The organism is Frigidibacter sp., assembly GCF_030695035.1.
Taxonomy (GTDB): Bacteria; Pseudomonadota; Alphaproteobacteria; order Rhodobacterales; family Rhodobacteraceae; genus Frigidibacter.
Genome location: NZ_JAUYTT010000001.1, coordinates 1 through 13461 on the forward strand (window position 1 = coordinate 1; position 13461 = coordinate 13461).

At 67.2% G+C, this 13461-nt stretch carries 11 protein-coding genes and 1 tRNA gene; 5 read left to right on the plus strand and 7 right to left on the minus strand.

The annotated features are described in order from the left end of the window. Nucleotides 1–584: 584 nt before the first annotated feature. Nucleotides 585–2468, plus strand: coding sequence for an alpha/beta hydrolase (locus Q8S30_RS00005; protein WP_305663995.1), 1884 nt, complete (start codon nucleotides 585–587; stop codon nucleotides 2466–2468). A gap of 9 nt (nucleotides 2469–2477) precedes the next feature. On the opposite strand, the gene Q8S30_RS00010 is transcribed toward Q8S30_RS00005, so the two are convergent. From Q8S30_RS00010 to Q8S30_RS00025, 4 genes are all read right to left on the minus strand, one after another. Next, complete coding sequence (locus Q8S30_RS00010) at nucleotides 2478–4373, minus strand: acyl-CoA synthetase (RefSeq protein WP_305663996.1); 1896 nt, start codon at nucleotides 4371–4373, stop codon at nucleotides 2478–2480. Between the two features lie 117 nt (nucleotides 4374–4490). Beyond that, nucleotides 4491–6308: an ABC transporter transmembrane domain-containing protein gene (locus Q8S30_RS00015; protein WP_305663997.1), complete on the minus strand. Its 1818-nt coding sequence runs from the start codon at nucleotides 6306–6308 to the stop codon at nucleotides 4491–4493. A gap of 110 nt (nucleotides 6309–6418) precedes the next feature. Next, nucleotides 6419–6492: transfer RNA gene (locus tag Q8S30_RS00020), tRNA-Gly, on the minus strand. Between the two features lie 317 nt (nucleotides 6493–6809). Beyond that, nucleotides 6810–8384: a bifunctional UDP-sugar hydrolase/5'-nucleotidase gene (locus Q8S30_RS00025; RefSeq protein ID WP_305663998.1), complete on the minus strand. Its 1575-nt coding sequence runs from the start codon at nucleotides 8382–8384 to the stop codon at nucleotides 6810–6812. 206 nt (nucleotides 8385–8590) lie between these two features. On the opposite strand from Q8S30_RS00025, the gene Q8S30_RS00030 reads away from it, so the two are divergent. After that, nucleotides 8591–8929, plus strand: coding sequence for a DUF952 domain-containing protein (locus tag Q8S30_RS00030; protein ID WP_305663999.1), 339 nt, complete (start codon nucleotides 8591–8593; stop codon nucleotides 8927–8929). Next, complete coding sequence (locus tag Q8S30_RS00035; RefSeq protein ID WP_305664000.1) at nucleotides 8926–9987, plus strand: quinone-dependent dihydroorotate dehydrogenase; 1062 nt, start codon at nucleotides 8926–8928, stop codon at nucleotides 9985–9987. The genes Q8S30_RS00030 and Q8S30_RS00035 overlap by 4 nt, the downstream gene beginning before the upstream one ends. Here the strand turns inward: Q8S30_RS00035 and Q8S30_RS00040 are convergent. From Q8S30_RS00040 to Q8S30_RS00050, 3 genes are read right to left on the minus strand one after another with little or no spacing between them, the layout of a single operon-like run. Beyond that, nucleotides 9984–11288, minus strand: a complete 1305-nt coding sequence (locus Q8S30_RS00040; protein ID WP_305664001.1) for an MATE family efflux transporter — start codon at nucleotides 11286–11288, stop codon at nucleotides 9984–9986. The genes Q8S30_RS00035 and Q8S30_RS00040 overlap by 4 nt on opposite strands. Nucleotides 11289–11297: 9 nt before the next feature. Continuing rightward, nucleotides 11298–11816 (minus strand): PaaI family thioesterase, encoded by a 519-nt coding sequence (locus Q8S30_RS00045; RefSeq protein WP_305664002.1) that lies wholly within the window; start codon nucleotides 11814–11816, stop codon nucleotides 11298–11300. Further along, nucleotides 11813–12253: a PaaI family thioesterase gene (locus Q8S30_RS00050; RefSeq protein ID WP_305664003.1), complete on the minus strand. Its 441-nt coding sequence runs from the start codon at nucleotides 12251–12253 to the stop codon at nucleotides 11813–11815. The genes Q8S30_RS00045 and Q8S30_RS00050 overlap by 4 nt, the downstream gene beginning before the upstream one ends. Nucleotides 12254–12398: 145 nt before the next feature. Here Q8S30_RS00050 and Q8S30_RS00055 point away from each other — a divergent pair, with 145 nt between their 5' ends. Together Q8S30_RS00055 and Q8S30_RS00060 are read left to right on the plus strand one after the other, a co-directional pair. Continuing rightward, nucleotides 12399–12782, plus strand: a complete 384-nt coding sequence (locus Q8S30_RS00055) for a MerR family DNA-binding transcriptional regulator (protein ID WP_305664004.1) — start codon at nucleotides 12399–12401, stop codon at nucleotides 12780–12782. A gap of 266 nt (nucleotides 12783–13048) precedes the next feature. Continuing rightward, nucleotides 13049–13441 (plus strand): MerR family DNA-binding transcriptional regulator, encoded by a 393-nt coding sequence (locus Q8S30_RS00060; protein ID WP_305664005.1) that lies wholly within the window; start codon nucleotides 13049–13051, stop codon nucleotides 13439–13441. The last annotated feature ends 20 nt before the right edge of the window (nucleotides 13442–13461 follow it).

Below are 13461 nucleotides of genomic sequence, written 5' to 3' on the forward strand. Positions count from 1 at the left end.
GCTGACACTCTCATCATCGGGCCTAAACCCTAAAGAGCCGATATGCAGCGTTCGTCCATCGAAACAGACCAAACCGCCCACATATCTCTTCAGTAAATCCAAAATGTCAAAGAGCACGAGACAAAATCAAACCGGATGCGCTCTAACTTGCCAGCGCGCCCGCCTGATCTGTCTCAAATTATCCCGGCTTCTGCCTGCTTCCAGACCGTCTGCCGCGCCGCCGCCCCGGTGTCTCGTTTGTCACCGTCGCTTCGGTAGAGCGGTTTCTAGGGTTACTCACCGAGGAGCGCAAGCACTTTTTTCCGGGCTCGTCACATTTTCTTCGCAGAGCCTTGTTTTCATGGGGTTGGCGTCGGTTTTTCGGGCGCTCTGCGAACCGTCTCTGGGTGAGTGCGGCCTGTTGTCGGCCGACTCGGCCGTGTCCGGAGCCGACTCGCGGGCGCCGCAGCCACTCCTGCTGCGACAGAGTCGCCCCGAACGGCCCCGATCTGCTGCCTCACCTTGCCCCAGAGAGGTTCGGGGCGCAGGCTTTCGCGCGGTCACAGCCGAACCACCGCCCGTGCCGCGCTTGATGGAGACTGCAGATGCCTCGTTCGCCAGATGATGCCCCCTCGCCCCGCCCCGCGCGCAAGCGCCGCCCTGCCGCGGTGACGGTTGCGGAACCGACACCCGTGCAGGCAGGGCTGCCCGCGTTGCGCCGCGACACGGCGCTTGCCCCACTGCCAGCCCCCGATGCGCCGCTTGGTGCCGAGGCGTTCCGCGCCGTCGACAAGATGGCTCAGGCGCAGCTTGCAGCACTGACCGGTGGCCTCTCGCCCGCCGCGATGACACTGGCGCTGTTCGACTGGTCCATGCATCTGGCCGCCGCCCCAGGCAAGCAGATGGAGCTGGCGACAAAGGCAGCACGAAAGACCGGCCGGTTCGCCTCTCAGGCACTCGCCGAGGCCACGGGGGCAGAGCAGCCGCCCTGCATCACCCCCCTGCCCGGCGATCACCGCTTTCAGGGCGAAGGCTGGAACAGGCCCCCCTTCAGCCTGATGGCAGAGGGCTTCCTGCTGACCCAGCAATGGTGGCACAATGCCACGCATGAGGTGCCCGGCCTCGCCCCGCATCACCGCGACGTGGTCTCCTATGCCGTGCGGCAGGCGCTGGATATGGCCGCGCCCTCGAACCTGCCCTTCACCAACCCCGAGGTAATCGCCCGAACATTGCAGACGGGCGGTGCGAATCTGGTCGCCGGCTGGCGCAACTGGCTCGAGGATGCAGCCCGCACCGCGCGCGGAGAGCCGGAGCAGGGCACCGAGGCCTACCTGCCTGGCCGGGACGTGGCGATCACGCCGGGCAAGGTGGTCTTTCGCAATCACCTGATCGAGCTGATCCAGTACAGCCCTTCAACAGACCAGGTCCGCGCCGAGCCGGTGCTGATCGTTCCCGCCTGGATCATGAAATACTACATCCTCGACCTTTCACCTCAGAACTCGCTGATCCGCTATCTGGTCGCGGCGGGCCATACCGTCTTCTGCATCTCATGGCGCAATCCCGGGCCCGAGGACCGCGAGCTGTCCTTTGACGACTATCGCCGCCTCGGGGTGCTGGCGGCGCTGGACGCCGTCGAAAGCATCGTCCCGGGCCACAAGATCCACGCGGCTGGGTACTGCCTTGGCGGCACCTTGCTGGCGATCACCGCGGCGGCGATGGCCCGCGCCGGCGATGCGCGCCTTGCCACGATCACCCTGCTGGCCGCGCAGACCGATTTCACCGAACCGGGCGAGCTGGCGCTGTTCATCGACGACAGCCAGATGCACATGCTCGACAGCGTGATGTGGACCAGCGGCCAGCTTGCTGGCAAGCAGATGACCGGCGCCTTTCAGATGCTGCGCACCAATGACCTGATCTGGTCCCGGATGGTGCATGACTACATGATGGGGGAACGCACGCCCATGACCGACATGATGGCCTGGAACGCCGATACGACGCGAATGCCCTACAAGATGCATTCCGACTATCTGCACCGGCTCTATCTGCACAATGAACTGGCCGCCGGGCATTTCATGGTCGATGGCCACCCGGCGGTGCTGCAGAACATTGATGTGCCGATCTTCGCCATCGGCACCGAAACCGACCACGTCGCCCCGTGGCAGTCGGTCTACAAGCTGCATCTTCTGACGGATACCGAGCTGACCTTCGTGCTGACCAGCGGCGGGCACAATGCCGGGATCATCAGCGAACCGGGCCATCCGCACCGGCATTACCGGATCCGCCGGCAATTGCCGGGGGATATCTGCCTCAGCCCTGAAGAATGGGCCACTGGCGCGTCGCTGCGCGAAGGGTCGTGGTGGCCGGGATGGGTGGAGTGGCTGGCGGCGCATTCAGCGCCCACCAGCGTCGCCCCGCCGCCGATGGGCAACGCCGGGGCTGGCTATGCACCGCTGGAGGATGCCCCCGGCAGCTACGTCCTGCAGCGATAGCGCCGGGTATCAGTCCGCCCAGTCCCAGGCCCCGGCGAACTCTCCCAGCTTCTGCGCGACGGCCGCGTCATCGACCTCGCCCTCGCGCACCATCCGCGCTACCAGCCCGCGCTTCTTGTCCTCGACCACCTCGGCCACCCGCACCGGCAGCCCAGCCTCGGCCAGCGCGGCATCATAGACGCGGCGGATCGCGCGCTTGCGCAGCTCTGGCTTGAAGATCTTGCCCACCGCGGTCTTCGGCAGCTCGGGCAAGATTTCCACATGCTTGGGCATCGCGGCACGCTCATGCACATGGCTGCGCGCATGTTCGGTCAGCTCGGCCACTGTCGTCTCGGCCCCGGCCACCAGTTCGACATAGACGCAAGGCAGCTCGCCCGCGAAGGCATCGGGCTGGCCGATCGCGCCGGCAAAGGCGACCGCCGGGTGGCTCGCCATCGCCTCCTCGATCTCGGCCGGGTCGATATTGTGCCCGCCGCGGATGATCAGGTCCTTGGCCCGCCCGGTGATCCACAGATAGCCATCCGCATCGAGCCGCCCCAGATCGCCGGTGCGCAGATAGCGGTCCTCGGCAAAGAGGCCGTGGTTCTTGTCCACCTCGGTATAGGTCGAACCTTCAAACACCCCAGGATTGGCCACGCAGATCTCGCCGACCTCATCCACCCCGCATTCGCGGATCACGTCGCCGGTGGGGGTGTTCTGCAAGATCCGCACATGGGTATGCGGCAGCACGACGCCTACGGACCCGACCTTCTTCTTCCCGTCCACCGGGTTGCAGGACACAAGGCAGGTCGCCTCGGTCAGCCCGTAGCCTTCCGCGATCTCCACCCCCGTCGCCGCCTTGAAGCGGTTATAGAGCTCCACCGGCAGCGGCGCGGACCCAGAGATCGCAATGCGCAGGGACGAGACATCCGCATCCACCGGCCGCTGCATCAGCGCGGCAATCGCCGTGGGCACGGTGATCAGGAAGGTGACCTGCCAGCGTTCGACCAGTTTCCAGAAATTGTCGAACACGCCCTCGCCGCGATAGCCCGCGGGGGTCGGCATCACCATATGCGCGCCGCTGGCAATGCAGGACATCAAGATCGGATAGGCCGCGAACACATGGAACAGCGGCAGCGGGCAGATCAGCACGTCATCCTTGCTGAACAACAGTCGCCCGCCCAGCCAGCCGTTATAGATCATCCCCGAATACTTGTGCTGCGCCACCTTGGGCATGCCCGTTGTGCCGCCGGTGTGGAAATAGGCCGCCACCCGGTCACCGGCGCTGTCCGCAAAAGCCAGCCGGTCGCCCGGCTCGCGCGCTGCAGAGCGGTTGAAGTCCAGCACGTCCGCCTTGTGGGCCACCGGGTTCTTCGGCCGGATCAGCGGCACGATCCAGCTTTTGGGCGGGGTCAGGTAGCGGTTCAGGTCGACCTCGAGCACCGTCTTCACGTTCGGCGCATGCCGCACCGCCTCGGCCGCCTTCTGCGCGACCTCGGATTTGGGGAAGGCCTTCAGCGTGACCAGCACCTTCGCCTTGGTCTCGCGCAGGATCGCGGCGATCTGCTCGGGCTCCAGCAGCGGGTTGATCGGGTTGACGATGCCCGCCGTCGCCCCCGCCAGCAGCGCCACCGCCGCCTCGGTGCAGTTGGGCAGCAGGTAGGCGACGGTGTCACCCTCCTGTACCCCAAGCCTGCGCAGCAGGTTCGCCGCCTGCGTCACCCGTTTGTGCAGCTCGGCCCAGGTCACCGTCTCGGCCCGGTCCTTGGGGCCCGAGGTGATCTGGAACGAGATCGCGGGCCGCGCGCCATGCGCCGCCTTGGTCTGGCTCAGGAATTGGTAGATCGTCGTCGGAACCTGGCGCTCGGCCCAGGTCATCTCTGCTTCGACGGCATCACGGTCCGCGACGCTTGCGAATTTCGGCATTGGTCAATCCTCCCCTTCCACCCCTTGGCGGGGCGTCTCCTTGCGCACAAGCATGGTCGCAAACACCCCGCTGCTGCAAGAGTGACGCAGCGGCGGAAGGGGCGCAGGGAGGCGGGCTCAGGCCGCGCCGACCTGCGGCACGGCCTCGGGCTCTGCCCCGCCATCGGTGAATTGCAGCCGCGCCAGCCTTGCGTAAAGCCCGCCCTCCGCGACCAGCGCGTCATGCGTGCCCTGCGCCACGATGTGCCCGCCCTCGAACACCACGATCCGGTCGGCCTTCTTCACCGTCGCCAGCCGGTGCGCCACGATCAGCGTGGTGCGCCCTTCGGCCAGCTTCTCCACAGCCGCCTGCACCGCCCGCTCGCTTTCGGCATCGAGCGCGCTTGTCGCCTCGTCCAGCAGCAGCACCCGCGCATCGCGCAGGATCGCCCGGGCAATGGCGATGCGCTGCTTCTGTCCGCCCGACAGCATCACCCCGCGCTCGCCGACATAGGTGTCGTAGCCGTCGGGCAAAGCCATCAGGAAGTCATGCGCCGCTGCAGCCTGCGCCGCGGCCTCGACCTCGGTATCGCTGGCATCCGGACGCCCGAAGCGGATATTCTCGCGGGCGCTGGCGGCAAAGATCACCGGGTCCTGCGGCACCAGCGCGATATCTTGCCGAAAATCGGCGCGCTCCATGTCGCGCAGGTCGATCCCGTCCAGCGTCACCCGGCCCCCCTGCGGGTCATAGAACCGCTGGATCAGCTGGATCACCGTGGTCTTGCCGGCGCCCGAGGGCCCGACGAGCGCCACCGTCTCGCCCGGCCGCACCAGCAGGTCCACGCCTTCCAGCGCTGACGTGCCCGGACGCGAGGGATACTGGAAGCGCACCCCTTCGAAGGCGATCTCGCCCCGCACCGGCCGCGGCAGCGGCAGCGGCCTCTCCGGACCCTTCACGCTATCCTCGGCCGCGAGCAGCTCCGACAGACGCTCCGTCGCGCCCGCCGCCCGCTGCAGCTCGCCCCAGATTTCCGACAGCGCGCCGACCGAACCGGCCACCATCACCGCATAGATGACGAACTGCACCAGCTCACCCGGGGTCATCAGCCCCTCGCGCACGTCGCGCGCGCCGATCCACAGCACCCCGATCACGCCCGCGAACACCAGAAAGATCACGATCATCGTCATCACCGCACGGGTCCCGATCCGGGCCCTGGCCGAGTCGAACGCCTTCTCGGTCACGCGCGAAAAGTCACCGCGGCTGACATCTTCATGGGTGAAGGCCTGCACCGTCTGCACCGACAGCAGCACTTCCGACGCCGAGCCGGACGAGGCTGCGATCCAGTCCTGGTTCTCGCGCCCCAATGCCCGCAGCCGCCGTCCCAGGACGATGATGGGAATGATCACCGCCGGCACGATCAGCATCACAAGGCCGGTCAGCTTGGCCGAGGTCAGCATCAGCAGCGCCAGCCCGCCGATCAGCAGCAGCAGGTTGCGCAGCGCGACAGAGACGGAAGAGCCGATGACCGACAGGATCACCGTGGTGTCGGTGGTGATCCGGCTGATTATCTCGCCGGTCAGCACCCGTTCGAAGAAGGCGGGGCTCATCCCCACCACCCGGTCGAACACTGCCTTACGGATATCGGCCACCACCCGCTCGCCCAGCCGGGTCACAAGGTAGTAGCGCGCCCCGGTGCCCAGCGCGAGCAACCCCGCGATCACCAGCGCCGCCAGGAAATACTGGTCCAGCAGCTCGGCGCCCTGGTTGAACCCGTCCACAACCCGCCGCACCGCGATCGGCAGAACCAGACTGACCGACGCGGTCAGCATCAGCGCCAGCAGCGCCCCCAGCACCATGCCCAGATAGGGTCTCAGGAACGGCGCAAGCGCCCGAAGCGCACCGATACGTTTCGATGCCGCCCGCTCTTCGGCGGACATCTGCGGTCTTCTGGCCATTGTCTTTCCCTTCGCGCTGCCTTGCGGTTTAGGCGGTGCAGGCCCATCGGGCAAGCCGCGCGTCACGAAGCGGGTCAATGCGCCGCGCCTGGGATCCTGGGGAGGGAGGTTGGAGCGGGCAGCGGGAATCGAACCCGCGTCTTTAGCTTGGAAGGCTAAGGTCTTACCATTACACAATGCCCGCGTCTGGCTGACAATATAGTCCCCGTTGGGGGAGTGCAAGTATCGCGGGGTGTCTCAGGCGGAAGGCAGCGGACGCTTGCCACAGTCTTGCGATGCGCAGGCTGCCGCCCCGGCGCGATCACGCGGCTTGCCAGTGGCAAGCCGCCCGCGACGTTTGCCCGAAGGCGTAAGCCGCAGGGCAACGGGGGTGCCGCCAACCCGGACGGTGCCAAATTCTGATGCCCCCCCCCGGTGAGCACATATGTGCCCGCCCTCGGGGGGGCGCCCCCAAAGCAAGGGGCGCGCCCGAAGACGCGCCCCCACCCGCAGACCTGCTGCTTACTTCTTGGTGATGCGCCCATCGAGATAGGGCGTGTAGGGCGTATTCTCAGCCAGATACTCTGCCGTCACATCCGCCAGATCTGGGCCGAAGTCATAGGCGTTCTGCGCATCCGTCGCGAACATCTTGAACCCGTCGCCTCCGTTGCGGACATAGTTGTTGGTGACGATGCCATAGACGGTCTCGGGCTCGATCGGCGCCCAGTCCTCGCCGGCCTTCACCATAACGTCCGACACGCGCGAGCCCACCGGCTGGGTGACATCGAAGCTGTATGTCAGCCCCGCCACCTGCACGAAGCGCCCCGCGCCCTCCTCATACTGGCTCACGCCATTCTCCAGCGCGGCCACCACGGTCGCCCCCGGCGCCTGGAAGGTGGACAGCGTGTTCTGGAACGGCAGCACCGTCAGCACCTCGCCCATCGTCACCTCGCCCGCGTCGATGGACGCGCGCAGCCCGCCGCCATTGGCGATGGCGATGGTCACGCCCTGATCGGCCACACGGTCCAGCATCGCATCGGCGACGAGGTTGCCCATCGTGCATTCCTGCGCCCGGCAGGACCCGCGGTCGCCGTCGATGGCTTCAGCCGCCTCGGCCACAACCTTCTGGCGGATCTCCTCCAGCGGCACCGCCAGCTCGGCAATCCGCGCCACGGTGGCTTCGTCCTGCACCACCGCGGCGTCCATAATCAACGGCTCGCCGCTGGCCTCGGTCACCACGCCCGCATCGTCAAAGGTCACGTTCAGCTCGCCCAGGAACTTGCCATAGGCATAGGCCGACACGATGGCGGTCTGGCCCACCATTGTCGGATAGGGTCCCTCGGCATCCTCGGACGCATTGGACAGGTAGGTATTGCTGTGCCCGCCGACGATCACATCCACCCCGGTCGTGCCCGCGGCGATCTCCTTGTCCACGACATAGCCCGAATGGCTCAGCACGATGATCTTGGTCACGCCCTCGGCGGTCAGCTTGTCGACCTCGGCCTGCACCGCGCCAACCGGATCGGTAAAGATCACGTTGGGGCCGGGGCTGGCCAGCTCATCCGTGTCATGCGGCGTCAGCCCAATCAGGCCCAGCTTCTCGCCGCCCTTCTCGATCACCACCGATTTCTGGATGATGTCCGCCAGCAACGGCTCGCCTGAGATGTCGGCATTCGACATCAGGATCGGGAAATCCACCGTCTCGACAAAGCCCTTCAGCACCTCGGGCCCGTCGTCGAATTCGTGGTTGCCCACGGTCATCGCGTCATAGCCCAGCTTGTTCATGAACTCGGCCGAGGCCGCGCCCTTATAATAGGTGTAGAACAGCGTGCCCTGAAACTGGTCGCCGCCATCCACCAGAATCGAATTGTTCGACCGCGCGCGCGCATCGGCAATCGCCGTCACCAGCCGCGCGGTGCCGCCAAAGCACTTACCCTCGGCCGCAGCCTCTGCGCCGCAGGCCGAATCAGAGCTGGAGATCGGCTCGAACCGCGCATGGAAGTCATTGGTGTGCAGGATGGTCAGCGTATACTCCGCCGAAGCGGCACCGGCAGACAGCGCAAGCGCGGCTACCGAGGCAAGAAGCCGGGAATTCATGGGCATATCTCCTATGTCGTGCGGGGGCGTCAGAAACGGATGGCCGAGGCTGTTACATTGCTGTCACAATCCGCCCCTGTCAAAGCCCTATCGCCGCATAGGGCACCACCCGGATGACAGCGCCATGACATCGGCGCCGGCCTCGGCGGAACCGCGCCCCGATCCCGGCCATTGACCGGCGCGCGGGGGCAAGGCATGTGTCGGCGATGCTGATCTTCAAGATATTCCGTCGCCCCGAATGGGATGCGTTCAAGGCCGCCGGCGAAACCGCCGGGGCGCCCGTCGATCTGGCCGATGGCTACATCCATTTCTCGACCGCCGCGCAGCTGCCGGGAACCGCGTCGAAACACTTCGCCACCGAAAGCGATCTGGTGCTGGTGGCCTTCGCGCCCGATACCCTGGGCGAGGCGCTGAAATGGGAACCCTCCCGGGGCGGGCAACTCTTCCCCCACCTCTACCGGCCCCTGCGCCTGTCCGAGGTGGTGTGGGACAAGTCCCTCCCCCTCGGCGCCACCGGCCACATCTTCCCCGAGGGCGTGCTGTGACCCCGCTCGAACGCCTTGGCCTCCTGGCACTGCACCGGCTGGACCCTGAAACCGCACATGCCCTGTCGGTCCGCGCCCTAAACGCGGGACTCGCTCCGACCCCCGGTCCCGTCACCAGCGCCCGGCTTGCCACCACGCTCGCCGGCCTCGCACTGCCCAACCCGGTCGGCCTCGCTGCGGGCTTCGACAAGAACGCCGTCGCCGTGAACCGTCTGACCCGCGCCGGCTTCGGCTTCATCGAGGTGGGGGCGGCAACGCCCCGCCCGCAAGAGGGCAACGCCCGCCCGCGCCTGTTCCGGCTGACCGAGGACCGCGCCGTCATCAACCGCTTCGGCTTCAACAACGAAGGCTCCGAAGCCATCACCGCGCGTCTGGCCGCCCGGCAGCGCGGGCCGGTGCCCGTCGGCCTGAACCTCGGCGCCAACAAGGACAGCGCCGACCGCGCCGCCGATTTCGGGCAGGTGCTGGCGCTGGCCGGCCCGCATGTCGATTTCGCCACCGTCAACGTCTCCTCCCCCAACACCGAGCGCCTGCGCGATCTGCAGGGCAAGGCGGCGTTGACCGCCCTGCTGACCGGCGTGCTGGCGGTGCGCGATACGCTCGCCGTGCGCATCCCGGTCTTCGTGAAGATCGCCCCCGACCTCGATGCCGCGGGGCTCGAGGATATCGCCGAGGCCGCGCTGACCTCGGGCATCGACGGCATCATCGCCACCAACACCACCCTGTCGCGGAGCGGCCTGCGCAGCCCCCACGCCACGCAAACCGGCGGCCTCTCCGGCGCGCCGCTGTTCGAGCTGTCGACCCGCGTCCTGGCCCGCATCTCCGCACTGACCGAAGGCCGCCTGCCGCTGGTCGGCGTCGGCGGCATTTCCAGCGCCGAACAGGCCTATGCCAAGATCCGCGCCGGTGCCTCGGCGGTGCAGCTCTACTCCGGCCTCGTCTATGGCGGGCTGTCGCTGGCGGCAGACATCGCCCGCGGCCTCGATGCGCTGCTCGAACGCGACGGCTTTGCCTCCGTCGCGGAAGCCGTCGGCACCGGCCGCGGCGACTGGCTCTAAGCCGCCGCCCGCTCCACCCGCGGGTACAGCGCCGCCATGGTCAGCCCGCGCACCGCATTCAACACCATCAGCGCCGCCCAGAGGCCGTGATTGCCGAACACCGGCAACAGCACCACCACCGCCACCACATAGATCACCGCCGACACCAGCATCGCATTGCGCATCTCGCGCGTGCGCGTCGCGCCGATGAAGATGCCGTCCAGCATCCAGCTGGCCACCCCGATCAGCGGCGCCGCCGCAATCCAGGGCAGGAAGGCGCGTGCCTCGGCCCGCACCTCGGGCGAGGTTGCCATCAGATCCACGATCACCGGTCCTGCCAGCCAGTAGCACAGCGCCAGCAGCGCCGCGCCGCCAACGCCCCATTGCGAGGTGATGATCGCCGCCCGCCGCACCCGGCCCCGGCTGCGCGCGCCCACCGCCTGCCCCACCAGCGCCTCGGCCGCAAAGGCGAAGCCATCCAGCGCGAAGGCCGTCAGCTCCAGAAACTGCAACAGCACCTGATTGGCCGCCAGCGTCACATCGCCCATCCGCGCCCCAAGGAACACGAAGCTGGTGAAGGATGCCTGCAACATCACCGACCGCAGCATGATATCGCGGTTCACCGCCAGCATCCGCCGCAACCGCGCCGCATCGAACACCCGCGCCCGGTCGCGCCAGTATCCGCCCGCCAGCGCATCGCGGCACAGCCACAGTCCAAGCGCCAGCCCGGTCCATTCCGCGATCAGCGTCGCAACCGCCACGCCCTCGACACCCCAGCCAAGCCCCAGCACGAACCACAGGTCCAGCCCGATGTTCAGCGCGTTCATCCACAGCTGCAGCAACAGCACGCCCCGCGTCCGCTCCAGCGCGATCAGCCAGCCGGTCACGGCATAAAGCGCAATCGTCGCCGGCGCGCCCCAGATACGGATCTGCATGTAGTCGCGCGCCAGCCCCTCCACCTCATCCGAGGCAGGGGCGAGCGCAAAGGCGCCCGCAAACAGCGGCACCTGCATCACCACGATGACCAGCCCGGCGGCGGCGGCCACCAGCAGAGCCCGCACCAGATTTGCCGCCACCTCGGCGCTATCACCCGCGCCCTTGGCCTGCGCCACCAAGCCGGACGTGCCCATCCGCAGAAAGCTGAAGATCCAGTAGATCGACACCAGCACGATGGCACCGAGCCCCACCGCACCGATCGGCGCCGCCTGCCCCAGCTGGCCGACAACGCCGGTATCGACCGCGCCCAGGATCGGCACCGTCATGTTCGCCAGCACGATCGGCACAGCGATCTTCAGCACGCGGGCGTGGGTGATGTCGCGCATCGGCCGGGATCAGTCGTCGCGGGCCGGCATCAGGAAATGCCCCGTCGCCTGCGCGAACAGGCGGGATCGGTTGTCCTGCCAGGCCTCGACATGGACGCTTGCATAGCGGCGGCCCGACCTGTTGACCCGCGCCCGCGCATAGGCATCGCGCGGCAGGCCAGACCGCAGATAATCCACGGTGAAGTCGATGGTCTTGGGCAGCCGCGGCAGATGCAGCGGGTCCAGCAGCGTCGCGTCGATCCGCCCCGCCTCCATCTCTTCCCACAGCAAGGACCATGACAGCTCGATGATTGCCGTCGTCTCCAGAAAGGCCGCCGTCACCCCGCCATGCAGCGCCGGCAGCATCGGGTTGCCGATCAGCTTCTCGTCAAAGGGCAGCGTCGCCGTCAGCTCATCCCCGCGCCGGTCAAAGGCGATGCCGAGGAACTGAATATAGGGCACCCCCGCCACCAGCGCCTTCAGCGCGGCATCGCGGCGCTGCTTGATGACCTGCACAGGTTCGGGGCGCGCGCGCGGGGCCGTGCTCATGCCGTCCACCCCCCGGTCGTCTGCACGGTGAAGGTCCCCGTCGCTGTCGCCACCGGCAGCGCGTCATTGTCGTCATGCGCGCTCGCCCGCACGAAGGCGACCGACCGGGTGATGTGGTGGCATTCGGCCCGGGCGCGGATGCGCTGGCCCGGGGTCGCCGCGCGCATGTAGTCGATGCGCAGGTCGATGGTCGCGGTGCCCGCCGGGCTGCCCGGATGGCTCATCACCGCCGCCCCGCAACAGGTGTCCATCAGCGCCGAGACCGCGCCGCCATGGATCACCCCGGTCTGCGGATCGCCCACCAGCCGCAGGTCATAGGGCATCGAGATCGCGGCAAGCCCCTCGCCCAACTCGTCCAGCACCATGTTCAGCGCCCGAGAGTGCGGGATCGCCTCGATGAACTGCCGCGCGATGGCCATCTTGCCCTGTTCGTCCATGCCCGTCGCTCCCTGCCCGTTCGGCGCCATGCTGCGCGGCAAGCTGCGCCGCCGCAAGCCTGAACTTGCCCCGCTGTCCGGCGCGCAGGGCAGTTGAGATCGCCCGCCCAACTCGCTAGCCTGCCCCCACCGGGGGAGTGCTGTAATGACCGACCAGACGTTGAGCTTCAAGGAAATGTGCGCGCGGTTCGACGTGACCCCGCGCACGCTGCGCTATTACGAATACATCGAACTTCTGAACCCCGGCAAAGAGGGCCGCGCCCGGCATTATGGCCCGCGCGAGGTGGCGCGGATGACGCTGATCCTGCGCGGCCGCCGCTTCGGCTTCAGCCTCGAGGAGGTGCGGCAATGGCTGCTGCTCTACGATCAGAAGGGCACGCAGGCGCAATACCGGGTCTGGGTCGGGCTTGCCGACCGCCAGCTTGCAGAACTGGAGCGGCAGCGCGCCGATCTTGATGCGACCATCGCCGACCTGCGCCAGCTGCGCGACGCCAGCGCCGCAACGCTGACGGACGGCTCACAGGCTTGACCGATCCGCGCCTCTGCCCAAATTCCTTGCGGCGGCCAGAAACCGCCTATCCAAAGCGCTTTGCACGCCGGGATATCCTTGCGCGGGCCAAGTCCCCGGGATCACGAAATTTCACGCAGCGCCCCGTTTCTTTTCTGACATGACGTCACGGTTTTGGTGACGCCACGTTACGTTTACGTTCACGTCACCTTCGCTTGTAAGCTTGCGGAAATCGGACCATCTGCCGCTCCATGACGCTACGACAAGTTGCATGGAAAGACAGTGCCATGAGTGAACAGGTTATGACCATCCGCGAGATGTGCGACACCTATGACGTGACCCCGCGCACGCTGCGCTTTTACGAGAGCAAGGAACTGCTGTTCCCGATCCGTGAAGGCCAGCGCCGCCTGTTCACGCGGCGCGACCGCGCCAGGCTGACGCTCATTCTGCGCGGCAAGCGCTTCGGCTTCACGCTCGAGGATATCCGCCAGCTGCTGGATCTCTACGAGCTTGGCGACGGCCAGCAGACGCAGCTGTGCCGCACGCTCGACGTGGCCCGCGGCCGGCTGGCCGAGATGGAGCGTCAGCACCTCGAACTCGGCGAAGCGATTGCCGAACTGAAGGATCAGATTAGCTGGGGCGAGGAGAAACTCGCCAAGGCCGAGACCAAACCAGACTGACGGCAAAACCGCCGCGGGCC